This is a genomic window from Actinomadura citrea, from assembly GCF_013409045.1.
Classification (GTDB): Bacteria; Actinomycetota; Actinomycetes; order Streptosporangiales; family Streptosporangiaceae; genus Spirillospora; species Spirillospora citrea.
On sequence record NZ_JACCBT010000001.1, the window covers coordinates 2,351,347 to 2,376,261 of the forward strand.

The window sequence follows — 24,915 nt, forward strand, 5'->3', positions numbered from 1 at the left end:
GCCAGGGATCGGACATCGCGTCGAATAGCACGGAAGGTAGCAGTGAGTGCTGCGGACGGTGACGTTCACGGAGATTTCCGAAAGTTCCTGAAAAACCGTTGATTCCTGATCCGGTTCAGGAGGGAAGGTTCGAACCCGTTATCGAATTACCTGAGGAGTCAATGGTGACCCGGCTCACAGTGGACGACGTCTACCAGCACATTCGCGGCGTCTGCTTCAAGACGGGCCCGCCCGGGACGGTCGGCGCGGAGACCGAGTGGCTCGTCGTCGACGCCGGCGACCCGGCCGCCCACGTGCCCGCCGAACGGGTGCGCGCCCTCATGGACGGGGCCGGTCCGCCGGCGGGCGGGAGCAAGGTGACCTACGAGCCGGGCGGGCAGCTCGAACTCAGCTCCGCCCCGTTCGGGACGCTGGACGACCTGACCGCCTCGCTCGGCCGGGACATCGCGCACGTGCGGGACGTGCTCGCACCGGACGGGCTCGCCCTCAGCGGGCACGGCGTCGATCCCGTCCGCGTGCCCCGGTTCCAGGCCGACCACCCCCGGTACGCGTGCATGCGGGACTACTTCTGCGCGGGCGGCTTCCACGACGCGGGGATGGCGATGATGTGCTCGACCGCGTCGGTCCAGGTGAACCTGGACATCGGCGCCGACGACGCGGACGCGGCCCGCCGCTGGCGGCTCGTGCACGCGCTCGGGCCGGTGCTGGTCGCCGCGTTCGCCAACTCGCCGCTGCGGGCCGGCCGCCGCACCGGGATGCGCTCGTCCCGGCAGGGCATCTGGACCGAGCTCGACCCGTGCCGCACGCTGCCGGTGCTGCGGGACGGGGCGGACGGCGACCCCGCCGAGGCGTGGACGAGGTACGCGCTCGACGCCCAGGTCATGCTCGTCCACACCCCGGACGACGAGTGGGTGTCCGCCCCCGGGATGTCCTTCCTGGAGTGGCTGGCCAAGGGCGAGCCCGGCGAGGACGACCTCGCCTACCACCTGTCCACGCTGTTCCCGCCGGTCCGACCGCGCGGCTGGCTGGAACTGCGCATGATCGACGCGCTGCCCGGCCCGTACTGGCCGGTGCCCGTCGCCGTCGCCACCGCCCTGCTGGACGACCCGGCGGCCTCGCGTGCCGCCGAGGCCGCGGTCGAACCGGTGGCGCACCGGTGGGCGCAGGCGGCCTGCGACGGCCTGTCGGACCCGGCCCTGGCCAGGGCCGCGCGGGCGTGCTTCGCGGCGACGCTGGACGCGCTGCCGCGGCTCGGCGCGTCCGGGCTCGCCCCCCTGGTCGAGGAGTACGCCCACCGGTACGTCCTGCAGGGCCGCAGTCCCGCCGACGACTGCCCCGCCGACGACAGCCCGACACGTCCGATGGAGGATCCGACATGAGCTCGCCAGGCCCGTCCGCCGACGAGGCCGCCCTGAAGGAACTGATCGCCGATGAGCTCGGCGCGGTGCGCGACCGCAGCTTCGGCCTCACCACCGACGTCCTCGCCGAGGACGATCTCACCGCGCAGGTGTCGCCGCTGATGTCACCGCTCGTGTGGGACCTCGCGCACATCGGCAACTACGAGGAGCTGTGGCTGCTGCGCGCGGCCGCCGGGCGGGAGGCGATGCGCCCCGAGATCGACGACCTGTACGACGCGTTCGAGCATCCGCGGGCGGAGCGGCCGACGCTGCCGCTGCTGAAGCCGGGGGAGGCGCGGTCCTACATCGGCACGGTCCGCTCCAAGGTGCTCGACGCGCTGCCGTCGGTGCGCTTCGACACCCCGGACCCGCTGACATCGGGCGGGTTCGTGTACGGGATGGTCGTCCAGCACGAGCACATGCACGACGAGACCATGCTGGCCACCCACCAGCTACGCCGCGGGGCGCCCGCCCTGCTCGACCCCCAGGCGGAACCACTCCAGGTCCCGGGCGAGGCGTCCGGCGCCGAAGAGGTGCTCATCGAGGCGGGCCCGTTCCAGATGGGCACGTCGGACGACCCATGGGCGTACGACAACGAACGTCCCGTGCACATCGTCGACCTACCCGCGTTCTACATCGACGTGGAACCGGTCACCAACGCGGCCTACATCGCGTTCATGGAGGCCGGTGGCTACGACGACGCCCGCTGGTGGGACCCGGCAGGGTGGGAGTGGCGCAACAGCAGCGGCAAGCGCGCCCCCGCCTTCTGGGAGCGGGAAGGGGGACAGTGGGCGCGGCGCCGCTTCGGGCGGTCGGAACCCGTCCCGCCCGGCGAACCCGTCCAGCACGTCTGCTGGTACGAGGCCGACGCTTACGCGCGGTGGGCCGGGAAGCGGCTGCCGACCGAGGCCGAGTGGGAGAAGGCCGCCCGCTGGGACCCCGCCGCGGAACGGTCACGCCGCTACCCGTGGGGCGACGTCTACGAAGAGGGGCGCGCCAACCTCGGACAGCGCGCGCTCCGTCCGTCCGAGACCGGCTCCTACGCGGCCGGTGCGTCGGCGTACGGGGTGAGGCGACTCCTGGGGGACGTGTGGGAGTGGACGTCGTCGGACTTCCACGGATACCCCGGCTTCCGCTCGTTCCCCTACAGGGAGTACTCGGAGGTCTTCTTCGGGCCCGACTACAAGGTGCTGAGGGGCGGATCCTGGGCGACGCACCCGCTCGCCGTACGCGGCTCGTTCCGCAACTGGGACTACCCCGTCCGCCGGCAGATCTTCTCCGGGTTCCGCTGTGCGCGGTCGACGGCGGAACCGGCGACGGCGCCGGCGAAGGGGGAGGCGCGCTAGATGTGCCGCCATCTCGGCTACCTGGGCCCCGAGCGGACGCTGCATTCCCTCGTCTACGAGGGGGAGCACTCGCTTGAGACCCAGTCGTACGCGCCGCGCATGACACAGGGCGCTCTTCTCAACGCCGACGGGTACGGCGTCGGCTGGTACCAGGACGGTGAGGCGGTCCGCTTCCGCCGCGCCCAGCCCATCTGGACCGACCAGTCGTTCCGGGAGGTCGCCGGGGCCGTCCGGGCGTCGTGCGCGGTGGCGGCGCTGCGGTCGGCGACCGTCGGGTTCCCCGTGGACGAGTCGTGCGCGCAGCCGTTCCGCGCCGGGCCGTGGCTGTTCAGCCACAACGGGAGGATCGAGGGCTACGGCGGCGTCGAGTCCAAGCTGCGGGAGCTGGCCGGGGAGATCGCCGAGATCCCCGACGCCCGCGCCCCGGTCGACTCCGCGCCGCTGTTCGCCCTCGCCGTCCGCAACTGGCGGGAGGGCGCGCCGCTCGGCGAGGGCCTCGCCGCCGTCGTCACCGCGATCACCGCGCTGGCCCCCGGCCGCTACAACCTGCTCGCCTCGGACGGGGCGTCCCTGGCCGCCACGACCTGGGGCGACTCCCTGTTCGTCCGCGAGGGCGGGGACGCGATCCAGATCGCGTCCGAGCCGCTGGACGGCGACCCCGCGTGGCGCCGTGTCCCCGACCGCTCGCTCGTCACCGCCGGGCTCGCCGCCGGCGTCCGCATCTCCCGACTCTGAAGATCTCCCAGTCTCTGCATCCGCACCACCTCCGAAGGAGAACCACGTGGACCGGTTCCTGACCGACGACGACCTCGCCAAGACGCTCCGCCAGGACGTCAGGGAGGGGCTCGCCGGCACGCCCAAGACCCTGCCGTCCAAATGGTTCTACGACGAGCGCGGGAGCGCGCTCTTCGAGGAGATCACCCGGCTGGAGGAGTACTACCCGACGCGGCGGGAACGGGAGATCCTCGCCGCCCGGGCGTCCGGCATCGCCGCCGCCACCGGCGCCCGGACGCTGCTGGAGCTCGGCGCCGGCTCGGGGGAGAAGACCCGGCTGCTGCTGGACGCGCTGTCCGGCACGCTGCGCACCTACGTGCCGGTGGACGTCAGCGGCGACTTCCTGGAGCAGGCGGCGGCCGGGATCGCCGCCGACCATCCCGGCCTGACCGTCCGGGCCGTCGCCGCCGACTACGAGCAGCACCTGCCCCTGCTGCCCGGCGGCGAGCGGCGCCTCATCGCCTTCCTCGGCGGGACGATCGGCAACATGCCGCCCGCAGAGCGCATCGGGTTCCTCGGCGGCCTGCGCGCCACCATGGACGAGGGCGACTTCCTCCTGCTCGGCGCCGACCTCGTCAAGGACCCCGGGCGGCTCGTGCGCGCCTACGACGACGCGGCGGGCGTCACCGCCGAGTTCAACCGCAACGTCCTGTCGGTCATCAACCGGGAACTGGACGCCGACTTCGACATCGGCGCGTTCGAGCACGTCGCGGTCTGGAACGCGGCCGAGGAGCAGATCGAGATGCGGCTGCGGTCGCTGCGCGCCCAGAACGTCCGCGTCGGCGGCCTCGACCTCGACGTGTCGTTCGCGGAGGGGGAGGAGATGCGCACCGAGATCTCCGCCAAGTTCCGGCGGGAGCGGATGGAGGCGGAGCTCGGCGCCGCCGGGATGGAGCTCGCCGAGTTCTGGACGGACGAGGCGGGCGACTTCTCCCTCACCCTCGCCCGCCCGGCGTCCCGCTGACGCTCACCCCGTGCGGGCCGGGCGACCGGCCCGCACGGGGTGGAGGCTCAGCTCTTGCGGACGGGGTGCGCGAGGCCCAGCCGCTTCAGGTCCGCCGCCAGGCGGGTCGCCACGTACAGGTGGCCCGCCGGCGTCGGGTGGGTGCGGTCCCGCTTGATGAGGCGCGGTGCGTTGCCCTGGCCGGTCACCAGGTCGCCGGTGATCCAGCCCTCGCCCATCGGGTCGACGAACGGGACGCCGAGCTGCCCGGCGAGGTTCTTCAGCGCGTCCCGGACGGCGAGCGCGCCGGGCAGCGGCGTCCCCGTCCCCCAGAGCGGGCCCACCACCACCAGGCGGGTACCGGGCCAGCGCTGCCGGGCGCGCTCCAGCAGCACGTGCGCCGCCGCCGCGACCTGCGGCGGGGGGATCCGCCAGTCGTTGTGGCCGCCGGACACGACCAGCATGTCGGGCGCCGGGCGCCAGCCGAGCTGGCTCTCGAACTGGCCGAGGAACGCGTGCGGGGCGCGGCCCCTCTGGACGTAACCCGTCCCGGACCGGCCGCCGACGACGACCTGCCAGCCGAGCAGCCGCGCGGTCGCGGAGGCGTAGGTCGACTCCGGCTCGACGCCGCGGTCGCCGACCGTGTAGCTGTCGCCGAGGAACATCACCACGGGCGGGGCCTTGCGCGCCCCGTCGTCCTTCGGGCCGTCCGCCGCGGCTTGCTTGCGCACCGAACCCGCGAGCAGGGAACACCCCGCGAGCAGGGAACTTCCGGCGAGCGACAGGACCGCCGCCAGGCTCAGGCACAGCATCCGGGTCGCCGCGCCGCGTCGGGCGCGGCGAGATGTCATGGAATACCACCAATGAAATCGGGGGACGCATCCGCATCTTACTGACCTCGCGCCGCTCCCGCGCGCACTCCGCGACCATGCCGTCACCGTCCTGCGGTCATCTCGTCACCGGCCGCCGCGGCGGCGAATCGCGTCCTTCCCTACATCCGCCGTTCACCCGGCGGATCGGACCGGGCCACCTGCCGACGGGAGGGTTCCGCGGTGACTCGACGGGAACGGCTGCGCGAACTCGACCTGCTGCGCTTCGCGGCCGCGCTGGCGGTGGTGCTGTACCACTTCACGGGATTCGGCGGCGCCGGGGCGTGGCCCGTCCCCTCGGGGGAGGTCTTCCCCGAGATCGCCCCGGTCACCCGGTTCGGGTACCTCGGCGTCGACCTGTTCTTCGTCATCAGCGGCTTCGTGATCCTCATGAGCGCGTGGGGGCGCGGCCCGGGGGAGTTCGGCATCTCCCGGCTCGTCCGGCTGATGCCCGCGTACTGGGTGAGCGTGCTGCTGGGCGCCGCCGTCTACGCGCTGTTCGGGATGGGGCACGGCGTCCCCGGCCTGGTCGTCCCGAACCTGACGATGCTGCAGGGCGGGCTCGGGCTGCGGAACGTGGACGCGGTCTACTGGACGCTCTGGGTCGAACTGCACTTCTACGTGCTCGCCGCCGTCCTCGCGGGGATCGGGATCACCTACCGCTCCTGCCTGATCTTCATGGCGGCCTGGATGCTCGGCGGGGTCTTCGCCGACGAGGCCGACAGCAGGGTGCTCCAGGTCATGCTGGTCCCGACCTGGAGTTGCTACTTCATCGCGGGCATGGCGCTGTACATGATCCACCGGTTCGGCCCGACGCTGCTGCTCTGGGGGTACGTCGCCGCGTCCTACCTGGTGGCGCTGCGCTGGGGGGCCTGGCGCGCGGAGCACGTGTTCAGGGGTGCGGACGAGACCGTGGTCAGCGCCGTCATCACGGGCATCTTCGCGGTGATGATCCTCGTCGCGACAGGGCGGCTGAGCCGGCTGCGGCGGCGGGGCCTGACCGTCCTCGGGGCGCTCACCTACCCCCTCTACCTCGTCCACTCCCAGCTCGCGCTTCCTCTGCTGGACGCGGTGTATCCGGGGCTCGACCGCTGGACGGCGCTGGCGGTGGTCATCGGGGCCTCGCTGCTGGCCGCCTACGCCGTGCACCGCCTCGTGGAGCGCCCCGGCGCGGCATGGATGAGGGCCCGGCTCACGGCGTCGTTGAAGCCCATGCGACCGCCTGAGGAGGCGTCCACCCCGATCGCCACGGCCGTCGCCCGTGATCGGGGGCGACGCGGCGGTGCCGACCTGAACGGCGGTGAGCCCCGCGATCGCCCCCCGCTGGACGCGGCCCACACCTGACCGCGCTCACCCACCGCTGTTTCGGACGGCTCTGTGACACATTCGAGGCTGTCCGCGCTGAGTGGGTAGGTGCGTCCGGCCGTTGCGAGCGGGCACGACCGGACGCGCCGCCTCTGGCGGGTCCGCCTCCCCCGGGCGGGCCCGCCGGGGCACCTCAGGCCGGCTCGTCCGGTGACTGGAGTTCCTCGGTGTAGCTGACCGGCGTCCGGCGCATCACGCCGGACTCGTCGACGGAGTACTGGCCGAGCCGCCACAGCGGCGGCGAGTAGGCGTGGATCGAGACGCTGGCGTCCTCCACCCCCGTGAGCCGGTGGATGTGCTCGGGGCCGAAGCAGAAGGACGCGCCCTCCCGCATGACGGTCCGCAGGGGTTCGCCGCCCATGCGCGGGTTGTTCTCCTCGATGGCGCCGGCGACGACGCGGACGGCTCCCGAGGAGATGTCGTGGTCGTGCCAGCCGGTGTCGTTGTCCGGCGTCCAGCACAGCAGCCAGACGTCGACGTGCTCGTCCCTGTGCAGGGAGACGTAGTGGCGGCGCCCCTCGGGGAACGCGACCTGCGGCCGCCACAGGCCGGGCCGCTCGGCCAGGTCGTCGACCAGTTCCCGCAGTTCCCGCTTGTCGAGGGCGCGGCCGGGCAGGCGCTCCAGGCCGCTGGGACGGGGCAGGACCTCGGAAGACACGGGGTTCGCTCCTTTCCAAAACTGTCGGTGGTGCGGTCCGATACGCCCGCGACCCGGCGCGAACCGCCAGGTCGAAGCTTCTGAACCGCATCAGTTAACCGTTTCAGTGAACCGCTTCAGTGACGATTTCGTCAAGGGCTGCTGCCGTGCTCTGTCGGTGGCGGCCTCTACGCTTGGAGGGGTGTCGGAAAAGCGCAAGCGCGCGACCATCCGGGAAGTGGCGCAGGCGACGGGGCTGTCGCCGGCGGCCGTCTCCTACGCGCTGCGCGGCATACAGACCTCCGAGGAGACGCAGGAGCGCGTCCGCGCCGCGGCGCGCGAGCTCGGCTACGAGGCCCACCCGATCGCGCGTGCGCTGGCGAGCGGGCGCACCGACCAGGTCGGCCTGCTGTGCGGCTCGCTGGAGGACTACTGGCAGCAGTCCCTCGCGGTCGGCATCGGGCGGGCGCTGCTCGCCCGCGGCCGCTACGCCCTGATCGTGGACGCCGGCGGCGACCCCGAGCGCGAGCTGGCCCTCGCCCGGCGGCTGCGCGACCAGCGGGTGGACGGCCTGATCGTCCAGCCGCTCGACCCGTCCGCCGCGCTGTGGTCGGAGCTGGCGGCCGCGGTCCCCGTCGTGTCCATCGGCGACGCCCTGCACGGCGGCCAGGCGCAGGGCGAGGTCGTCTTCGACAACCGGCGGGGCGTGACGCTCGCGCTGGAGCACCTGCGTGCGCTCGGGCACGAGCGCGTCACCGTGTTCACCCCCACCCTCGACAGCACCCCGGACCGTCCGGCCGACGTGTACGTCAACGCCGAGGCCGAGCGGCTCGGCCTGTGCGTGGACGTCGTGGTCGTGCCGCAGTCCCTCGCCGAGTCCACCGAGGTCGCGCTGCGGGTGCTCGGCGGCCCGAGGCGCCCCTCGGCCGTCTTCTGCTTCGCCGACTCCATCGCCTACGGCGTCTACGCCGCCACCCGCGAGCTGGGCCTGGGCGTCCCCGGCGACGTGGCCGTCTGCGGCTACGACAACCATCCGATGTCGGCGCTGCTGTCCCCGCCGCTCACCAGCGTCGAGTGGGACATCGACGGCATCGTCCACTCCGCCGTCCGGCTGGTGGTGGACGTCATCGACGGCAAGCCGCGCAAGCGCCGCGTCGTCCGCGAGCCGTCACTGCGCGTCCGCGCCTCGACCGGCGAGACCGCGGCGCGCTGAGGGTCAGGGGTGGAGCCGGGCCAGGTGCGGCAGGAGGTCCGCGGCGGCGGCGATGTCGGCGTCCAGCGGCCGGTCCTCGATCCGCGGGTCGAGGACGGCGCCCGCCATGTCCGACGCCGAGCGCAGCGGGCCGCCGGAGGGCGCCCGCCCCTGCATCCGCAGCGCGCGGACGGCGGCCACCAGCTCGCAGCCGAGCCCGAGCCGGTAGGCGGCGACCGCGTCGGTGGTCGCGCGCGCCGACTGCGTCGAGAAGCCGGCGTGCTCCTCGACGCCGCGCGACAGCACCGCGCTGCCGAGCGCCGCGGGGGTGGCGAGGCGCCGGACGTCGGCCAGGCACGAGTGGGCCACGTACTCCAGGATCATGATCCCGGACGAGGCCTCCGTCTCGCCCTGGAAAGGGTAGAGGCCGGTGAACGACGGCTCGGCGAGCGTGCCGAGGCGGGCGGCGGCCAGCGCCATCGTCTGGAACAGGGCGGCGCGGGCCGCGTCCAGAGCGAGCCCGACATAGGCGGTGTGGAAGTTGCCGTTGTGCCATACCGTCCGCCCGGGGACGTCCACCAGCGGGTTCTCGGAGGCGGCGTTGATCTCCCGCGTGACGACCTCCTCGGCGTAGCCGGCCGCCTCCAGCGCGGGGCCGTGCACCTGCGGGAACGCCCGGTAGCCGTACGGGTCCTGGATGCGCATCGGCGCCGGCCGGTCGAAGGCGAGCAGCGCGCGCATCGCCGTCGCGGCCTGCCGCTGGCCCGGATGCGGGCACGCGTCCTGCACCGGCTGCGCGAACGGCTCCTCCGAGCCCCGGACGGCGAAGTGCGACAGCGCCGCCACGACCGTCGAGGCGCGCAGCGCCTCCCGCAGGTCGGCGACCGCGAGCGCCGCCTCGCCGAGCGTGGCGGCGTTGGAGCTGATGAACGCCAGCGCGTCGGCCGAGCGGAGCCGGTAGCCGGGGCCGCGCTCCTGCCCGCCGTCCGGGCCCGGCAGCCACGGCCGCTCGCCGAGCAGGCACAGCGCGGTCGACGCCAGCGCCGTCAGGTCGCCGGTGCCGATGGCCCCGTAGACCGGCACCGGGGGGAGCAGGCCCAGGTTGAGCACGTCCGCCAGGGCCTGCAGCACGCCGGGCTCCACGCCCGAGCCGCCCGCGGCGATCTGGTTCAGCCGGACGGCCAGCATCGCCCGGACGATCTCCGGGGCGACCAGCGGCCCGGCCCCGGCCGCGTGGCTGCGCAGCAGCCGCAGCCCGTGGGCGTCGGCGTCCTCCCACTCGACGTCCACGACGCGGTTGGCGCCCACCCCCGTCGTCCGCCCGTACACCGGCTGCGCCTCGGTGACCTCGCGGACGACCCGCCAGGCGTCGCGCGCACGCCGCACGCCGGCCGCGGCTATGGCGACCGTCACATCCTCACGGGCCGCGCGCGCCACCTGAGCGCATGTGAGCAAAGTCCCGTCGATAACGATTCGGCTGTTCTCCACGCCGACACGCTACTTTCCCTGCATTACCGGTAGATATGCTTTCGTGCTCGACGTTCCGGACATGCCGGGACACTGAGATGACGGTACCCATTGGTTACGGTTGGTTCGTAGTCGGAATTCGATCATCGGCGTCATGCGGGACGCCGGCGAGGACGTGATTCGTTGATCACCTTTGAGGGCGTCACCAAGCGCTATACCGGGGGGACCGTCGCGCTCGACGACGTGAGCCTCGAATGCCCCACAGGCCGCATCACCGTGTTCGTCGGCACGTCCGGCGGTGGCAAGACCACCGCGCTGCGGACCATCAACCGGATGGTCGAACCGACGTCAGGCCGCGTGCTGATCGACGGGAAGGACGTCCGCGAGCGCAAGCCCGCCGAGCTGCGGCGCGGCATCGGCTACGTGATCCAGCACGCCGGGCTCTTCCCGCACCGCACCATCCTCGACAACATCGCCACCGTCCCGTACCTGCTCTCCTGGAACAAGAAGAAGGCGCGGGCACGGGCGCTGGAGCTGATGGAGCGGGTCGGGCTCGACCCCGCGATGGGCAAGCGGTACCCGTTCCAGCTGTCGGGCGGGCAGCAGCAGCGCGTCGGCGTCGCGCGGGCCCTCGCCGCCGACCCGCCGATCATGCTGATGGACGAGCCGTTCAGCGCGGTCGACCCCGTCGTCCGCGCCGAGCTGCAGGACGAGTTCCTCCGCCTCCAGGAGGAGCTGCACAAGACGATCGTGTTCGTCACCCACGACATCGACGAGGCCATCAAGCTCGGCGACCGGATCGCGGTGTTCCAGACCGGCGGCAAGCTCGTCCAGATCGACAGCCCCGAGAACCTCCTGGCCCATCCGGCCGACGACTTCGTCGCCGGGTTCATCGGCCAGAACCGCGGCATCCGGACGCTCTCCTTCGCCGAGACGAGCGCCCTGCGGCTGAGCGACGACGCGGTCCGCGCGGCGAGCGCCGACGCGGCGCAGGCCGCCGGGGCGGAATGGGTGCTCGTCGTCGACGACGACCGGCGCCCCCTCGGCTGGGCCCGCCCGGCGCAGGCGACCGGGCCGCTCGGCAAGGCGAAGCTCAGCCCGGTCGGCCCCACCTTCCAGGTCGGCGGCGACTCCGTGCGGACCGCGCTGGACGCGGCCGTCCTGTCCCCCTCCGGCCTGGCGGTCGGCGTCGACGAGGCCGGCGCGGTCGTCGGGACCGCGAGCGGGACCGACCTGCTCGCCGTCCCCACCCACGGCCGCGACGCCGCCGTGCCGGACCGTTCCGGGCAGCCCGGCGAGCCGGAGCGGCCCGCCGATCCCGAGGAGACCGACGCCGGAGGCGCCGGCTGATGGACATCGACTGGGGCTGGATCGGCGAGCACACCGACACGCTGACCGAGCACGCCCTCATCCACCTGCGGCTCGCGCTGCTGCCGGTGCTGTTCGGCCTGATCATCTCGCTGCCGGTCGGCATGCTGTGCCGCCGCTGGGGCTGGCTCTATCCGCCGGCGCTGACGGTCTCGAACATCTTCTACGCGATCCCCTCGCTCGCGCTGTTCATGGTCTTCATCCAGTACACCGGCCTGACCGCCGCCACGGTCATGATCCCGCTGACCCTGTACAGCCTGTCGGTGCTCGTCCCGAACGTGGTGGACGGGCTGGCGTCGGTGTCCGATCCCGTCCGGCAGGCGGCCACCGCGATGGGCTTCGGCCCGCTGCGGCGCCTGCTCCAGGTGGAGCTGCCGATCGCCGTGCCCATCGTCATCGCCGGGACGCGCGTCGCCGCCGTCTCCTCCATCAGCCTCGTCGCGGTCGGCCAGCTGATCGGCCAGGGCGGCCTCGGCTACGACATCATCCGCGGCTACCAGCTGCAGTTCCAGACGCAGATCGTGGCCGCCACCGTCCTGATCGTCCTGCTGGCCCTGGTCACCGACGCGATCCTGGTCACCGTCCAACGCCTGCTCACCCCGTGGGCCCGAGCCCGGATGACCTCATGAACGAGCTGTGGAACCAGATCGACCTGTTCTGGACGTGGCTGACCACGTCCTCGCAGTGGCACGGCGGCGACGGCATCCCGCACCGCCTGCTCCAGCACGTCTACTACAGCGGCGTGGCGCTGGTGTGCGCCGCGGTCATCGGACTCGCGCTCGGCCTGCTCGTCGGGCACACCGGCCGGGGCGGATTCCTCGCGATCAGCCTGGCGAACGTCGCCCGCGCCGTCCCCACCTTCGGCCTGGTGCTGATCGTGGTCGTGATCGAGTACAGCATCACGCCGGTGCTGGTCGCGCTCGTCGCCCTCGCCGTCCCGCCGATCCTGGTCAACACCTTCGAGGGCATCCGCGGCGTCGACGCCGACGCCAAGGACGCGGCCAGCGGCATGGGCATGACCGGCTGGGGCGTACTGTGGCGGGTCGAACTGCCGATGGCGCTGCCCCTCATCCTGCTGGGGCTGCGCACCTCCGCGATCCAGGTCGTCGCCACCGCCACCATCGCCGCCTACCCCGGCTTCGGCGGCCTCGGCCGCTACATCATCGACGGCCTGGCCCGCAACGACTACCAGCTCGTCGTCGGGGGCACCGTCCTGGTGGTGCTGCTCGCGCTGATCGTCCAGGCTGCCTTCGCGGCACTGCGCCGCCTCCTCGTCTCACCGGGCCTGCTCGGCTCCGCCCGATCCTCCTGACACCGAAGGAAGAGCACCATGAACAAACTCATCAGGGGCGCGGTCGTCGGCCTCGTGGCCGCCCTGTCGCTGTCCGCCTGCGGCAGCGGTGACTCCGGAGACGACGACAACCCGCTCTCCGGAGGCGGCGGGAACGGCACCGTCACCGTCGGCGGCGCGAACTTCCCCGAGAGCAACCTGCTCGGCGAGCTGTACGCGCAGGCGCTGGAGGCCAAGGGCGTCAAGGTCACCCGCAAGTTCAACATCGGCGCCCGCGAGATCTACTACGACCAGGTCGTCAAGGGCGGCATCAGCGTGATGCCCGAGTACAACGGCGCCCTGCTCACCACCTCGGTCGACAAGACCAGCACGGCCGCCACCACCGAGGAGATCAACGCCGCGCTCAAGGCCAAGCTGCCCGCCGGCGTGGAGATCCTCGACTCCGCGAAGGCCGAGGACAAGGACTCCGTCACCGTCAACCCGCAGACGGCCGCCAAGTACAGCCTGAAGTCCATCGCCGACCTCAAGCCGGTCGCCAAGGACCTCGTCATCGCCGGGCCCTCGGAGTTCAAGACCCGCCAGCAGGGCCTCGTCGGCCTCAAGAAGGTCTACGGCCTGGACTTCAAGAAGTTCCAGCCGTTCGACGCCGGCGCCCAGGCGACCCTGGTGAAGCTGCTCACCGAGAACAAGATCCAGGCCGCCGACCTGTTCACCACCGACCCGACGATCCAGCAGAACAAGCTCGTCGTCCTGGAGGACCCGGAGAACGTCTTCTCCGCCCAGAACGTCACGCCGCTGGTGAACAAGTCCGCGGTGGACGACAAGGCCAGGGCGGCGCTGAACGGCGTCTCCGCCAAGCTCACCACCCAGGACCTCCTGGACATGATGAAGCGCGTCGCCATCGACAAGGACGACCAGGAGAAGGTCGCCGAGGAGTGGCTGAAGAAGTCCGGCCTCGCCTGACCCCTCGCACACCGCCGACGGCCGGGCCCCGCGCGGGGCCCGGCCGTTCGCCGTCCCGGCGGGGTCAGTCCCGGAAGGCGAGTCGGGCGACCACGGGGTCATGGTCGGACGGGTAGACCCCGCCGGCCCGGTACGGGTCGATCCCGGCCCAGGTCGTCCTGATCCGGCCCCGCACGAGGATCCAGTCGATCCGCCTGCCGCCCGGTTCCGGGGGCCGCCAGTGGTTCTCGGTGCGGTACTGCGGCCCGTGCCGGTCGGCCGCCGTCCAGGTGTCGCGCAGGGCGTCGGGTCCGGTGAGGATCGCGTACGCCGGGGACGCTCCGGCCGTGTCGTTGAAGTCGCCGGTGAGAACGACCGGCGCCCCCGCCTGGAACCCGCGGACGCGGTCGAGGATCAGCCGGGCGCTCTTCACCCGCGAGCCCGCCGACATGTTGTCCAGATGCGTGTTGGCCTGGTAGAACACCGTCCCGGTGCGGCGGTCGCGGAACTTGGCCCACGTCACCATCCGGACGTACCGGTTGCCCCAGGTGGCCGAGCCGATCGCGGAGGGCGTGTCGGACAGCCAGAAGTGGTCGAAGTCCAGCACCTCGAACCGCTCCTCGCGGTAGAAGATCGCGAGGAACTGGTCGCGGGTGCCGCCCTGGCTGCCGAGCCCGATCCAGCGGTACTCCGGCAGCGTCCGGGCGAGGTCCCGCACCTGGTGCCACCGGGCCTCCTGCACCCCGAGCAGGTCCGGGTCATGCTCGCGCAGCAGGCGCCTGACCAGCGGCAGCCGGGTCCTCCAGTCGCGCGGCGGCGGGTCGTTCACACCGCGCAGGTTGTAGGTCATGACCCGTACGGACCCGTCGCCGGCCGCCCTGGGCTCGACCAGCACGAATCCGGAGATGAGCAGGATCGCCGCGGCGGCGACCACCGGCCAGAACCACCGCCGGCGCAGCAGGCGCCCGGCCATCCCGGTCGTCACCCGCCCGGCGCCGGTGCGCGCCGGGGCCGGCCGCCTTCTGCCGTCGCCATGTCACCACCCGCCCGTCCTGCCGCCCTCCGAGCATAGATCGCGACCTGCGATCTGGACATGCTGCTTGAGCGCCGCGGACGGAGCTCCGTCGTTCCCGGGTCGGCGTGCGCGGCTCCCCGGCCGTCCTGTGCGGCCCCGTCGTCCTGGGGGAGGGGACTCATGGCCCGCCAGCCGGACTTCTACGCCGTCCATCGGCACGACCGCCTGCTCGACGGCTGACGGAGCGGCGTTCAGACCCGGACGGGAAGGGAGACTAGGCCGCGGACGATCGAGCCGGTGCGGTGGTGGCGCAGTTCGGCGGCCGGCACGGCCAGGGCGAGATCGGAGAAGCGGTCCAGCAGGCCGCCGATGGCGATCCGGCCCTCCAGCCGGGCCAGCGGGGCGCCGAGGCAGAAGTGCGGGCCGTGGCCGAAGGCGACGTGCCCCTGGGGAGCGCGGGTCACCTCCAGCCGGTCGGGGGACTCGAACACCGCGGGATCCCGGTCGGCGGCGCCGAGCGAGACGTGCACCCAGGCGCCCTTGGGGATCGCCGTTCCGGCGATCTCCATGTCCTCCAGGGCGATGCGCTGGCTCGCGCGTTCCACCGGGCCGTCGAACCGCAGCAGCTCCTCGACCGCGGACGGCAGCAGATCGGGCCGCGCCCGGAGCAGTTCGAGCTGACCGGGCGCCCGGAGCAGGGCGAGCACCCCGTTGCCGATGAGGTTGACGGTGGTCTCGTGGCCGGCGATGAGCAGCAGCGCGACGGTGCCGAGCATCTGCGCCTCGGTGAGGGCGGCCTCCCCGTCGCGGGCCGTGATCAGGGCGCTGACCAGGTCGTCCTCGGGGCGGGCCCGCCGCTCGGCGATGACGTCGAGCAGGTAGCCGTTGAACGCCCGGGCCGCCTCGCGGCGGCGCTCGCGGGCCTCGGCGGTGAGCGCCGGCACGGTCAGCACGGCCGTCCACTCGCGGAACCGGGCCCGGTCGCGCGCCGGTACGCCGAGCAGCTCGCAGATGACCTGGATCGGCAGCGGGACGGCGAAATCCTCGATCAGGTCGGCCTCGCCGCGGGCCGCGATGCCGTCCAGCAGCCCGTCGGCGATCTCCTGGACGCGGGGGCGCAGCCGCTCCACCCGCCGGGTGGTGAACGCCTTGGCCACCAGCCCGCGCATCCGGGTGTGGTCGGGCGGGTCCATCCCGAGCATCGTGCCGCCGAAGAACAGCTCGGCGTTCACGGGCACGGCGCTGTAGGCGGTGTCCTTGGACAGGCGCGGATCGCTCAGGGCCGCGCGGCCGTGCTCGTGGTCGACCACGAGGAAGGCGGCGGCGCCCGGAGGGAAGTCGATCGGATGGACGGGCCCCGCCGCCCGCAGCTCGGCGTACACGGCGTACGGGTCCTCGCTGAACGCCCGGCCGAACAGCAGATTCGTCGGCAGCATCAGATCACCCTTCCAACGCCGGCGAGGAAGCCCGGCCGGGACATGTCGGGCGGGGACGGCTCGGCGTCCGCACGCCAGTCGGCCACCTGGACCAGGCCGGGGCCGACCAGTTCGGTGCCATCGAAGAACGCCATGACCTCGTCGATCCCGCGCGGAATGATGTCGCCGGCGCCCGTCCTGCCGTACGCGCCCCGGACCTGCTCCTCGACCTGCGTGGTGACCTCGCCGCGGTGGCCGTGCGTGATGGCCAGGCAGCTGCCGGGGGCCAGCGGCGCGCGGAGCCTCGCCACGATCTCCGCCGGGCGCGCCTCGTCCGGGATGAAGTGCAGGATGGCGAGTAACAGAAGGCCCACCGGCCGGTCGAAATCGATCCGGGCCTTCACCTCGGGGTCGTCCAGGATGCTCTCCGGTTCGCGTAAGTCGGCCTGGATGACCGTCGTCAGCGGGTTGTCGGCCAGCAGCGCCCGCGCATGCGTGAGCACGATCGGGTCCTTGTCGACGTAGATGACGGTGGAGCCGGGGGCCGCGCGCTGGGCCACCTGGTGCACGTTCTCCTGCGTCGGAAGCCCGGAGCCGATGTCGAGGAACTGCCGGATGCCGCGGTCGGCCATCATCGTCACGGCCCGCGACAGCAGCCTGCGGTTGGCGCGGGTGAACTCCAGCACGTTCGGCATCGCGGCGACCACCTGATCGGCGGCCTCGCGATCCGCCGCGAAGTTGTCCTTGCCGCCGAGGTAGTAGTCGTACATCCGGGCGACACTGGGCGTCTCGGAATCGACCCCCCCACTCCGGATGGTGCTCATCGTTCACGGACGGACCTCCCTGGCCGGGTATCCGGTCGCATGATTCTAGAGGCGAACTCGGACGATTTCGATCATTCGCGATCTCTGGTCCATAAGGACCGTTCCAAGGGCGTCAAGGACGGAACGCCCATTAAGCATCAACCCTCACATGTCGAGGTCTAGACTGGCCGCTACGGCCATGGCACGAGATGATCACGCCGTGGCCCTCTCCGTCGGCGTATCGGAGGGCCCGGCTCCGTGCAGGCATTTCTCACCACCGACCGGCTGCTGCTGCGACGTTTCACCGAGTACGACCTGGACGACCTGGTCCGGCTCGACGGCGATCCGAAGGTCATGCGGTTCCTCACCGGCGGCAGGCCGACCCCTCGCGCCCACCTGAGGGACCAGACCCTTGCCAAGATCCTCGACTGGTACGAGCAGGGGCCGCTCAGCCGCTGGGCCGCGGTCGAGCGCGCCACCGGCGACTTCGTCGGCTGGCTCGCCCTCGAACCCGGCGACGGCCACGACGCCGAGCAGGCCGAACTCGGCTACTGCCTGCGCGCGGCCAGCTGGGGACGGGGGTATGCCACCGAAGCGTCACGCGCCCTGATCGCCAAAGCGTTCACCGACCTCGGCGTCCACCGCGTCTTCGCCCAGACCATGGCCGTCAACGCCGCCTCGCGCCGCGTCATGGAGAAGTCCGGCCTGACCTACCTGCGCACCTTCCACCGGCACTGGGACGACCCCATCCCCGGCACCGAGCACGGCGAGGTCGAATACGAACTCCTCCGCCCCGAATGGACCCGACGCCAGAAGACCTGACCCTTGAGTTTCCGCAGGAGAAGCGGCGTGGTGAGGACGACGGAGCGCATCCCGTTCACTGCCGGTGATCCTCGTGCGTGACGTCTCCCCCAAGGAGGCCGGGCCAGGGCCCGGAGGGCGTGGAGTTGGGGTCCTAGGGCCCTGATCTCGATATCGGCTTTCTCCATTTAATGGCTCGTGCGAGCCCAGGGGATGGGTCGAGTCATAGAGGGGAAGTCTCGAATGAAGAAGGCAGGATTGACGCTGGCGGGTGTGGCGGTTCTGGGCACGGCGGCCGTGGTGGGGACCACGGTGGTGTCCGGCGGCGACGCCACGCCGACCACCAGCGTCGCGGCGAAGAAGGAACTCGGCGCGCAGTCGGGGAACGCCGGGCAGTCGGAGAGGAAGAACGGCCAGAAGTGCACCGACAAGCGGGTCGCGCGCGGCAAGCGGCACTTCGCCGGGACCTGGACCCGCTGGGAGAACCGGGACCCGTGGACCGTGTCGGGTTGGGGCCCCGGCACCCTCAACGCCGCCACCTCGTACACGGTGGGGCACACGGTCACCATCTCGGTCGGCGCCACGGTCGAGAGCATCAACACCGTGCTCGGGTACCAGGGCAACAAGCAGTGGCAGCGGAGCCTCGGGTACACGCCGACGCTGAAGGAGAAGAAGCACTACCGGCTCGACATCGGCCGGGCGTACAAGATCTACCAGTTCGACGTGTACGAGCCGACCGGCAGGTGGATGGCCGACCTGTCCGGAATGGGGCGCAGCCAGTGCGTCGGCCTGCATGACGTGTACGTGGGCAAGGGCAAGGCCCTCTGGTTCTGGAAGCTCGACCACCGCCTCCGCGTCACCCCCAAGAAGAAGCGCTGACCCTCGCCCCGCGAGCCCGCCGAGCACACCCGGCGGGCTCGCGCTGGACAAAATAGGTAGACCGGTCTATTTTTTCCCCATGGCGTTCAATGAGGGTGAGACCGGCGACGCCCTGGTCGTCGGGGCGACGGGGTTCATCGGGCGATGGTTGGTCGCGGAGCTGCTGGGACGGGGGCGGACGGTCGTCGCGGCCGTTCGGGGCGGCGCCGCGCGCGGCGGTGAGCTGCGGGGATGGCTGCGGGAGCACGGCGTCGACGATCGGGGGCTCGTGGTCGTCGGCGCCGACATCTCCCGGCCGGATCTCGGGCTGGTGGACGAAGACCGTGGGCGGTCGGAGGCGGTGCGGGACGTCTTCAACGCCGCCGCCCTGTTCCGGTTCGGGTCGGGGCGTGAGGAGGCGCGGCGAGCGAATGTCGACGGTGCCGTGAACGTCGTGCGGTGGGCCGCCGCGCTTCCTCGGCTGCGGCGTCTCGTCCATGTGTCCGGTTATCGCGTGGCCTCTGACGGGAGGCTCGCCCATCCGGTCCCCGCGAAGGAACTCGATGCGCTGTACCGGCGGCTGGGTGCTTACGAGGCGTCCAAGCTCGAAGGGGACGCGGCGGTGCGGGCGGTCGCGGAGGAGGAGGGCGTCGCCCTCACCGCGGTGCATCCGGCGACCGTGATCGGGCACTCGGTCACCGGGGAGGCCGGGCAGTACATCGGGCTCGCCGGGATGGTGCGGGATCTGTGGGCCGGGCGCCTGCCCGCGCTGGCCGGGTCCCGGCGCACGTTCGTGCCCGTGGTCGCCGTCGACCACCTGGCCCGCTTCATGGCGGCCGTGCCCGAGCACGACGAGGGGCCCTACCGCGCTCACCGGGTCCTGGACGACGCCACGCCGCACCTGCCGGAACTGGTCGGGCTCCTTGCGCGGCACCTTGAGGTGCGTCCGCCCCGGGTGACGCTGCCGGTCGGGCTGGTGCGGCGGCTGCCGCGCGCGGTCACCGGGGTCGAGCCCGAGACGCTGTCCTTCCTGTCCGAGGAGCGGTACGACACGTCTTCCGCCGACGCGCTTGCCGAGAAGGCGGGGCTGAGCCATCCGCCCGTGGAGGACGCGCTTCGGCGCTGGGCCGACCGGCTGGTCGCGGACCGCTTCGGGGACGTGGCGATCAGGCCGGGGGACGGCCGGTGAGGCGCGTCGTGAGAGCGGCGGCCGTGGCGCGCACCTGGGCCGCCAGGGCGGGCCAGGCCGGTTCCGGGTGGTCCTCGCGGCGGAACGTCACCGTGATCGCGGCGGTGGGGTGGCCGGTGTGGTCGAAGGCGCAGGCGGCGATGCTCGCCAGGCCCTCGGTGATGTGGCCGTCCTCGGCCGCCCACCCCCGGCGGGCGTCCTCGGCGAGGGTGCGGCGCAGGTCGCGCAGGGTGGAGGGGCCCCGGCCGGTGCGGTCCACGAAACGGCCGGGGAACAGGGCCCTGACCTGCGCGGGCGGCAGGTAGGCCAGGATCGAGCGGCCGCTCGCGGTGAGCTGGGCGGGCATCCGGACGCCGACGTCGGTGACCAGGGTGGCGTGCCGGGGAGGCTGCTCCTTCAGCAGGTAGAGGGTCTCGGCGCCGTGCAGGACGCCGAGTTGCGCGATCTCGCCGACGCGGTCGACGAGGCGGCGCAGGAGGGGGCGGGCGAGGCGTTCCAGGGGCTCGTGGCGCAGGTAGGCGGAGCCGATCTCGAAGGCGGCGACGCCGAGGCCCCAGCGGCGCTCCTCGGGGATGTAGGTGACGAAGCCGTCCTCGGCCATCGCGGTCAGCAGGTGGTACGCGCTGGAGCGCGGAAGGCCGAGGCTGCGGGCGATCGCCGAGGCGGGCAGGGGGCCGGGCGCGCCCGCCAGGAGGCGCAGTACCGCGAGGGCGCGGCGGGCGGCGGGGACCTGGCTCATGCTCCGAGTGTCTCGTATACGAGACAGAGAGCGCGGTCCGGGGCTGGGGTCGCGGCCCCGGAGGCGCTCCAATGGTGGGTATGGGTTTTGGTATGGGGGACGCAGGGGTCGAGGTCGGGCCGGAACCGCTGACCTTCGAGCAGGTCGCGGCGGTGGCCAGGGACGGCGCCACGGTCGCGCTGTCGGACGGGGCGCTGAAGCTGATCGGTGAGGCACGGGCCCACATCGAGGAATTGTCGGCGCGCCCGACGCCGGTCTACGGCGTCTCGACGGGCTTCGGAGCGCTCGCCACCCGGCACATCGCGCCCGAGCTCCGGGCGCAGCTCCAGCTGAACATCGTCCGGTCGCACGCGGCGGGGTCGGGGGCCGAGGTCGAGCGGGAGGTGGTCCGGGCGCTGATGCTGCTCCGGCTGCGGACGCTCGCCACGGGACGGACCGGCGTCCAGCCCGTCACCGCCAGGACCCTGGCCGAACTGCTCAACGCCGGCATCACCCCGCAGGTCTTCGAGTACGGAAGCCTCGGCTGCTCCGGCGACCTCGCGCCGCTCGCCCATGTGGCCCTCGCGCTGATCGGCGAGGGGTCGGTCCGGGACGCCGCCGGTGAGCTGAGGCCGGCGGCCGACGCCCTGCGGGACGCCGGCATCATGCCGGTCACGCTCGGCGCCAAGGAGGGGCTCGCCCTCCTGAACGGCACGGACGGGATGCTCGGCATGCTCGTCCTGGCCATCGACGACCTGCGGAGGCTGCTCACCGCCGCCGACGTGGCCGCCGCCATGAGCGTCGAGGCGCTGCTCGGCACCGACCGCGTCTTCGCCGCCGACCTGCAGAACCTGCGGCCCCACCCCGGCCAGGCCGCGTCCGCCGCGAACCTGCGGGCGCTGCTGGCCGAGTCGCAGATCATGGAGTCGCACCGCGGACCCGACTGCACCCGCGTGCAGGACGCCTACTCGCTGCGCTGCGCACCGCAGGTGAACGGCGCCGCCCGCGACACGCTCGCGCACGCCGAGCTGGTCGCGGGACGGGAACTGGCGTCCGCCGTCGACAACCCCGTCGTCCTGCCGGACGGGCGGGTCGAGTCGAACGGCAACTTCCACGGCGCCCCGGTCGCCTACGTGCTGGACTTCCTCGCAGTTCCGGCGGCCGACGTCGCCTCGATGTCCGAGCGCCGCACCGACCGGATGCTCGACCGGGGACGCTCGGGCGGGCTGCCCGCCTTCCTCGCCGACGACCCGGGCGTCGACTCCGGCCACATGATCGCTCAGTACACGCAGGCCGCGATCGTGTCGGAGCTGAAGCGCCTCGCCGTGCCCGCGAGCGTCGACTCGATCCCGAGCTCGGCCATGCAGGAGGACCACGTCTCGATGGGGTGGAGCGCGGCCCGCAAACTGCGCCGCGCGGTGGACGGCCTCACCCAGGTGGTCGCCGTCGAGATCCTCACCGCCGCGCGGGCGCTGGAGCTGCGCACCCCGCTGCGTCCCGGCCCGGCCACCGCCGCCGTGGTCGCCAGGCTCCGCGAGGCCGTCCCGCCGCCCGGCCCGGACCGCTACCTCGCCCCCGAGATCGCCGCCGCGACCGCGCTGGTCCGGGACGGCTCACTGGTCGCCGCCGCCGAGGCCGTCACCGGCCCGCTCTCCTGAAGGAGTCCCACATGTCCGGTCCCCGTCCCGTCCGTGCCCCGCGCGGCACCTCGCTCACCGCCGCCAAGGGGTGGCCGCAGGAGGCCGCCCTGCGCATGATCCAGAACAACCTCGACCCCGAGGTCGCCGAGCACCCGGACGAGCTGGTCGTCTACGGCGGGTCGGGGAAGGCGGCCCGGAACTGGGACGCCTTCGACGGCATCATCCGGTCGCTGTCCGACCTGGAGGGGGACGAGACGCTGCTCGTCCAGTCCGGCAAGCCGGTCGGGATCTTCCGGACGCACGAGTGGGCGCCGCGCGTGCTCATCGCGAACTCCAACCTCGTGCCGCAGTGGGGGACGTGGGAGGAGTTCCGCCGCCTGGAGTCGCTCGGCCTGACGATGTTCGGGCAGATGACCGCCGGGTCGTGGATCTACATCGGGACGCAGGGGATCCTGCAGGGCACCTACGAGACGTTCGCCGCCGTCGCCGAGAAGCGGTTCGGCGGCACCCTCGCCGGGACGGTCACGCTCACCGCCGGGCTCGGCGGGATGGGCGGCGCGCAGCCCCTCGCGGTCACGATGAACGGCGGCGTCGCGATCTGCGTCGAGTGCGACCCGTCCCGGATCGAGCGGCGGGTCGAGCACCGGTACTGCGACGTGCGGGCCGGTTCGCTGGACGAGGCGCTGCGGCTCGCCGAGGAGGCCAGGGCCGAGCGCCGGCCGCTGTCGATCGCGGTGCTGGGCAACGCCGCCGACATCGTCCCCGAACTGCTGCGGCGCGGCGCCCCGATCGACATCGTCACCGACCAGACCAGCGCGCACGACCCGCTCGCCTACCTGCCGCAGGGCGTCGCGTTCGAGGACATGGCCGCCGAGCGCGACAAGGACCGCGACGGGTTCATCGCCAAGGCCCGCGCCTCGATGGCCGTCCACGTCGAGGCCATGGTCGGCTTCCAGGACGCGGGCGCCGAGGTGTTCGACTACGGCAACTCCATCCGGGGCGAGGCGCAGCTCGCCGGGTACACGCGCGCGTTCGAGTTCCCCGGGTTCGTGCCCGCCTACATCCGGCCGCTGTTCTGCGAGGGCAAGGGGCCGTTCCGGTGGGCGGCGCTGTCGGGCGACCCGCGGGACATCGCCCGCACCGACCAGGCGATCCTCGACCTGTTCCCCGACAACGAGCCGCTGACCCGGTGGATCCGGATGGCGAAGGAGAAGGTCCACTTCCAGGGCCTGCCGTCGCGGATCTGCTGGCTCGGCTACGGCGAGCGGGACAAGGCGGGCGAGGTGTTCAACGACCTGGTCGCGCGCGGCGAGATCAGCGCGCCGATCGTGCTCGGCCGCGACCACCTCGACTGCGGCTCGGTCGCCAGTCCGTACCGGGAGACCGAGGGCATGAAGGACGGATCGGACGCGATCGCCGACTGGCCGCTGCTGAACGCCATGCTCAACACCTCCTCCGGCGCGACGTGGGTGTCCCTCCACCACGGCGGCGGGGTCGGCATCGGGCGCTCCATCCACGCCGGGCAGGTCTGCGTCGCCGACGGCACGGCCCTCGCCGGGGAGAAGCTCCGGCGCGTCCTGACCAACGACCCCGGCACCGGCGTCATGCGGCACGTCGACGCCGGCTACGAGCGGGCCGCCGAGGTCGCCGACGAGCGCGGGGTGCGCATCCCCATGCGGTCATGAGCTTCGAGGAGATGTGGGCGGAGCTGCTGCCGGTCGGGCGGGACGCCGCGACCGGCGGCTACCACCGGTTCGCGTGGACGCCGCCGGAGCTGGAGTGCCGCGCCTGGTTCGCCGACGAGGCGCGCCGCCGCGACCTCGAGACCGAGCACGACCCCAACGGGAACATGGTCGCCTGGTGGTACCCGGAGGACGGGTCCCGCACGGGCGCCGTCCTGACCGGCAGCCACCTCGACTCCGTGCCCGGCGGGGGAGCGTTCGACGGGCCGCTCGGCATCGTGTCGGCGTTCGCGGCGGTCGACCGGCTCCGCGAGCGCGGCGTCCGGCCCGCGCGGCCGATCGGGATCGGGGCGTTCGCCGAGGAGGAGGGCGCCCGGTTCGGGGTGGCGTGCCTCGGCTCCCGGCTGCTGGCCGGGGCGATCGACCCGGCCCGGGCGCGCGGCCTCACCGACGCGGACGGGCACACGTTCGCCGAGGTCGTCCACAACGCCGGGCTCGACCCGCACGCGATCGGCCCGGACGAGGACCTGCTCGGCCGGATCGCCTGCTTCGTCGAGCTCCATGTCGAGCAGGGCCGGGCGCTGGAGGAACCGGTCGGCGTGGCCGCCGCGATCGTGCCGCACGGCCGGTGGCGGTTCGACTTCGCGGGCGAGGGCAACCACGCCGGGACGACGGGGCTGCCCGACCGGCGCGACCCGATGCTGCCGTTCGCGCAGATGGTCATCGCCGCGCGGGAGGCCGCCGAGCGCAACGGGACCGTCGCGACGGTCGGGAAGGTCAGGGTCGAGCCGAACGGCGTCAACGCGATCCCGTCGGCGGTCACCGCCTGGCTGGACGCCCGGGGCCCCGCCGACGACGCCGTCCGCCGGACCGTGCTGGAGATCGACGAGGCCGCGCGGGTCGTGGCGCGCCCGCACCGGGTGAGCGTCGACCTCGCGGAGGAGTCCTACACCGAGATCGTCGACTTCGACCTGGCGCTGCGCGACCGGGTCCGCGCGGCGCTCGGGGGCGTCCCCGTCCTGCCGACCGGCGCGGGCCACGACGCGGGCGTCCTGTCGGCGCGGCTGCCGACCGCGATGCTGTTCGTGCGGAACCCGACCGGGGTGTCGCACGCGCCCGAGGAGTTCGCCGAGCCGGCCGACCGCCTGGCCGGAGTCGAGGCCCTCGCCGCGGTACTGGACGACCTGGCGCGCGGGTAGGGAG

Annotated in this window: 23 protein-coding genes; 16 read left to right on the forward strand and 7 right to left on the reverse strand. The window is 72.8% G+C overall.

Going from position 1 to position 24,915, the window contains the following annotated elements; translation table 11 throughout:
* Window positions 1-164: 164 nt before the first annotated feature.
* From egtA to egtD, 4 genes are read left to right on the forward strand one after another with little or no spacing between them, the layout of a single operon-like run.
* Window positions 165-1,379, forward strand: coding sequence for an ergothioneine biosynthesis glutamate--cysteine ligase EgtA (egtA, locus tag BJ999_RS11080; RefSeq protein ID WP_179833221.1), 1,215 nt, complete (start codon window positions 165-167; stop codon window positions 1,377-1,379).
* Window positions 1,376-2,743 carry an ergothioneine biosynthesis protein EgtB gene (egtB, locus tag BJ999_RS11085; protein ID WP_179833222.1) on the forward strand — a complete coding sequence of 456 codons (1,368 nt, stop codon included), beginning with the start codon at window positions 1,376-1,378 and terminating at the stop codon, window positions 2,741-2,743. Before egtA ends, egtB begins: the two co-directional genes overlap by 4 nt.
* Window positions 2,744-3,478, forward strand: coding sequence for an ergothioneine biosynthesis protein EgtC (gene egtC, locus BJ999_RS11090; RefSeq protein WP_179833223.1), 735 nt, complete (start codon window positions 2,744-2,746; stop codon window positions 3,476-3,478).
* A gap of 46 nt (window positions 3,479-3,524) precedes the next feature.
* Window positions 3,525-4,481 carry an L-histidine N(alpha)-methyltransferase gene (gene egtD, locus BJ999_RS11095; protein ID WP_179833224.1) on the forward strand — a complete coding sequence of 319 codons (957 nt, stop codon included), beginning with the start codon at window positions 3,525-3,527 and terminating at the stop codon, window positions 4,479-4,481.
* 47 nt (window positions 4,482-4,528) lie between these two features.
* Here the strand turns inward: egtD and BJ999_RS11100 are convergent, their stop codons facing one another.
* Window positions 4,529-5,311: an SGNH/GDSL hydrolase family protein gene (locus tag BJ999_RS11100; protein ID WP_229810477.1), complete on the reverse strand. Its 783-nt coding sequence runs from the start codon at window positions 5,309-5,311 to the stop codon at window positions 4,529-4,531.
* A 201-nt stretch (window positions 5,312-5,512) separates the two neighbouring features.
* Here BJ999_RS11100 and BJ999_RS11105 point away from each other — a divergent pair, with 201 nt between their 5' ends.
* A complete protein-coding gene (locus BJ999_RS11105; RefSeq protein ID WP_179833225.1) occupies window positions 5,513-6,673 on the forward strand; it encodes an acyltransferase family protein in 1,161 nt (386 codons plus the stop codon).
* Window positions 6,674-6,827: 154 nt separating this feature from the next.
* On the opposite strand, the gene BJ999_RS11110 is transcribed toward BJ999_RS11105, so the two are convergent.
* Window positions 6,828-7,352, reverse strand: coding sequence for a cysteine dioxygenase (locus BJ999_RS11110; protein ID WP_179833226.1), 525 nt, complete (start codon window positions 7,350-7,352; stop codon window positions 6,828-6,830).
* A 181-nt stretch (window positions 7,353-7,533) separates the two neighbouring features.
* Here BJ999_RS11110 and BJ999_RS11115 point away from each other — a divergent pair, with 181 nt between their 5' ends.
* A complete protein-coding gene (locus tag BJ999_RS11115) occupies window positions 7,534-8,544 on the forward strand; it encodes a LacI family DNA-binding transcriptional regulator (RefSeq protein WP_179833227.1) in 1,011 nt (336 codons plus the stop codon).
* Between the two features lie 3 nt (window positions 8,545-8,547).
* Here BJ999_RS11115 and BJ999_RS11120 read toward each other — a convergent pair whose 3' ends face one another.
* Entirely contained in the window at window positions 8,548-10,011 is a 1,464-nt protein-coding gene (locus tag BJ999_RS11120; RefSeq protein WP_179833228.1) for an aromatic amino acid ammonia-lyase, read from the reverse strand.
* 162 nt (window positions 10,012-10,173) lie between these two features.
* Here BJ999_RS11120 and BJ999_RS11125 point away from each other — a divergent pair, with 162 nt between their 5' ends.
* From BJ999_RS11125 to BJ999_RS11140, 4 genes are read left to right on the forward strand one after another with little or no spacing between them, the layout of a single operon-like run.
* A complete protein-coding gene (locus BJ999_RS11125; protein ID WP_179833229.1) occupies window positions 10,174-11,340 on the forward strand; it encodes an ABC transporter ATP-binding protein in 1,167 nt (388 codons plus the stop codon).
* Complete coding sequence (locus BJ999_RS11130; protein ID WP_179833230.1) at window positions 11,340-11,987, forward strand: ABC transporter permease; 648 nt, start codon at window positions 11,340-11,342, stop codon at window positions 11,985-11,987. The genes BJ999_RS11125 and BJ999_RS11130 overlap by 1 nt, the downstream gene beginning before the upstream one ends.
* Entirely contained in the window at window positions 11,984-12,670 is a 687-nt protein-coding gene (locus BJ999_RS11135; protein ID WP_149264104.1) for an ABC transporter permease, read from the forward strand. Before BJ999_RS11130 ends, BJ999_RS11135 begins: the two co-directional genes overlap by 4 nt.
* An 18-nt stretch (window positions 12,671-12,688) precedes the next feature.
* Window positions 12,689-13,612: an ABC transporter substrate-binding protein gene (locus BJ999_RS11140; protein WP_179833231.1), complete on the forward strand. Its 924-nt coding sequence runs from the start codon at window positions 12,689-12,691 to the stop codon at window positions 13,610-13,612.
* A gap of 64 nt (window positions 13,613-13,676) precedes the next feature.
* On the opposite strand, the gene BJ999_RS11145 is transcribed toward BJ999_RS11140, so the two are convergent.
* From BJ999_RS11145 to BJ999_RS11155, 3 genes are all read right to left on the reverse strand, one after another.
* Entirely contained in the window at window positions 13,677-14,576 is a 900-nt protein-coding gene (locus BJ999_RS11145; RefSeq protein WP_179833232.1) for an endonuclease/exonuclease/phosphatase family protein, read from the reverse strand.
* Window positions 14,577-14,857: 281 nt separating this feature from the next.
* A complete protein-coding gene (locus tag BJ999_RS11150) occupies window positions 14,858-16,042 on the reverse strand; it encodes a cytochrome P450 family protein (RefSeq protein ID WP_179833233.1) in 1,185 nt (394 codons plus the stop codon).
* Window positions 16,042-16,791, reverse strand: coding sequence for an SAM-dependent methyltransferase (locus tag BJ999_RS11155; protein WP_229810475.1), 750 nt, complete (start codon window positions 16,789-16,791; stop codon window positions 16,042-16,044). Before BJ999_RS11155 ends, BJ999_RS11150 begins: the two co-directional genes overlap by 1 nt.
* A 291-nt stretch (window positions 16,792-17,082) precedes the next feature.
* Here BJ999_RS11155 and BJ999_RS11160 point away from each other — a divergent pair, with 291 nt between their 5' ends.
* The 3 genes from BJ999_RS11160 to BJ999_RS11170 all read left to right on the forward strand — a co-directional run bounded on the left by BJ999_RS11160 (window position 17,083) and on the right by BJ999_RS11170 (window position 19,672).
* Window positions 17,083-17,646, forward strand: a complete 564-nt coding sequence (locus BJ999_RS11160; protein WP_179833235.1) for a GNAT family N-acetyltransferase — start codon at window positions 17,083-17,085, stop codon at window positions 17,644-17,646.
* A gap of 222 nt (window positions 17,647-17,868) precedes the next feature.
* Window positions 17,869-18,504 (forward strand): hypothetical protein, encoded by a 636-nt coding sequence (locus BJ999_RS11165; protein WP_179833236.1) that lies wholly within the window; start codon window positions 17,869-17,871, stop codon window positions 18,502-18,504.
* A gap of 79 nt (window positions 18,505-18,583) precedes the next feature.
* Window positions 18,584-19,672, forward strand: coding sequence for an SDR family oxidoreductase (locus BJ999_RS11170; RefSeq protein ID WP_179833237.1), 1,089 nt, complete (start codon window positions 18,584-18,586; stop codon window positions 19,670-19,672).
* On the opposite strand, the gene BJ999_RS11175 is transcribed toward BJ999_RS11170, so the two are convergent.
* The gene (locus BJ999_RS11175) at window positions 19,650-20,411 is read right to left on the reverse strand and encodes an IclR family transcriptional regulator (protein ID WP_179833238.1); all 762 of its coding nucleotides are present in this window, start codon (window positions 20,409-20,411) and stop codon (window positions 19,650-19,652) included. The two genes, BJ999_RS11170 and BJ999_RS11175, sit on opposite strands and share 23 nt — an antisense overlap.
* Window positions 20,412-20,503: 92 nt before the next feature.
* Here BJ999_RS11175 and hutH point away from each other — a divergent pair, with 92 nt between their 5' ends.
* Genes hutH through BJ999_RS11190 form a run of 3 tightly spaced genes read left to right on the forward strand, consistent with a single transcriptional unit; the run spans window position 20,504 to window position 24,911 of the window.
* Window positions 20,504-22,048, forward strand: a complete 1,545-nt coding sequence (gene hutH / locus BJ999_RS11180; protein WP_179833239.1) for a histidine ammonia-lyase — start codon at window positions 20,504-20,506, stop codon at window positions 22,046-22,048.
* 11 nt (window positions 22,049-22,059) lie between these two features.
* Window positions 22,060-23,715, forward strand: a complete 1,656-nt coding sequence (hutU, locus tag BJ999_RS11185) for a urocanate hydratase (RefSeq protein WP_179833240.1) — start codon at window positions 22,060-22,062, stop codon at window positions 23,713-23,715.
* Entirely contained in the window at window positions 23,712-24,911 is a 1,200-nt protein-coding gene (locus BJ999_RS11190; RefSeq protein WP_179833241.1) for an allantoate amidohydrolase, read from the forward strand. Before hutU ends, BJ999_RS11190 begins: the two co-directional genes overlap by 4 nt.
* Window positions 24,912-24,915 lie beyond the last annotated feature (4 nt).

Coding starts and splice junctions, on each gene's coding strand:
- BJ999_RS11100 (WP_229810477.1), bottom strand. CDS start 5,311: ATGACATCTCGCCGCGCCCGACGCGGCGCGGCGACCCGGATGCTGTGC.
- BJ999_RS11140 (WP_179833231.1), top strand. CDS start 12,689: ATGAACAAACTCATCAGGGGCGCGGTCGTCGGCCTCGTGGCCGCCCTG.
- BJ999_RS11170 (WP_179833237.1), top strand. CDS start 18,584: ATGGCGTTCAATGAGGGTGAGACCGGCGACGCCCTGGTCGTCGGGGCG.
- hutU (WP_179833240.1), top strand. CDS start 22,060: ATGTCCGGTCCCCGTCCCGTCCGTGCCCCGCGCGGCACCTCGCTCACC.
- egtB (WP_179833222.1), top strand. CDS start 1,376: ATGAGCTCGCCAGGCCCGTCCGCCGACGAGGCCGCCCTGAAGGAACTG.
- BJ999_RS11165 (WP_179833236.1), top strand. CDS start 17,869: ATGAAGAAGGCAGGATTGACGCTGGCGGGTGTGGCGGTTCTGGGCACG.
- hutH (WP_179833239.1), top strand. CDS start 20,504: ATGGGGGACGCAGGGGTCGAGGTCGGGCCGGAACCGCTGACCTTCGAG.
- egtC (WP_179833223.1), top strand. CDS start 2,744: ATGTGCCGCCATCTCGGCTACCTGGGCCCCGAGCGGACGCTGCATTCC.
- BJ999_RS11150 (WP_179833233.1), bottom strand. CDS start 16,042: ATGCTGCCGACGAATCTGCTGTTCGGCCGGGCGTTCAGCGAGGACCCG.
- BJ999_RS11175 (WP_179833238.1), bottom strand. CDS start 20,411: ATGAGCCAGGTCCCCGCCGCCCGCCGCGCCCTCGCGGTACTGCGCCTC.
- BJ999_RS11155 (WP_229810475.1), bottom strand. CDS start 16,791: ATGTACGACTACTACCTCGGCGGCAAGGACAACTTCGCGGCGGATCGC.
- BJ999_RS11135 (WP_149264104.1), top strand. CDS start 11,984: ATGAACGAGCTGTGGAACCAGATCGACCTGTTCTGGACGTGGCTGACC.
- BJ999_RS11190 (WP_179833241.1), top strand. CDS start 23,712: ATGAGCTTCGAGGAGATGTGGGCGGAGCTGCTGCCGGTCGGGCGGGAC.
- BJ999_RS11130 (WP_179833230.1), top strand. CDS start 11,340: ATGGACATCGACTGGGGCTGGATCGGCGAGCACACCGACACGCTGACC.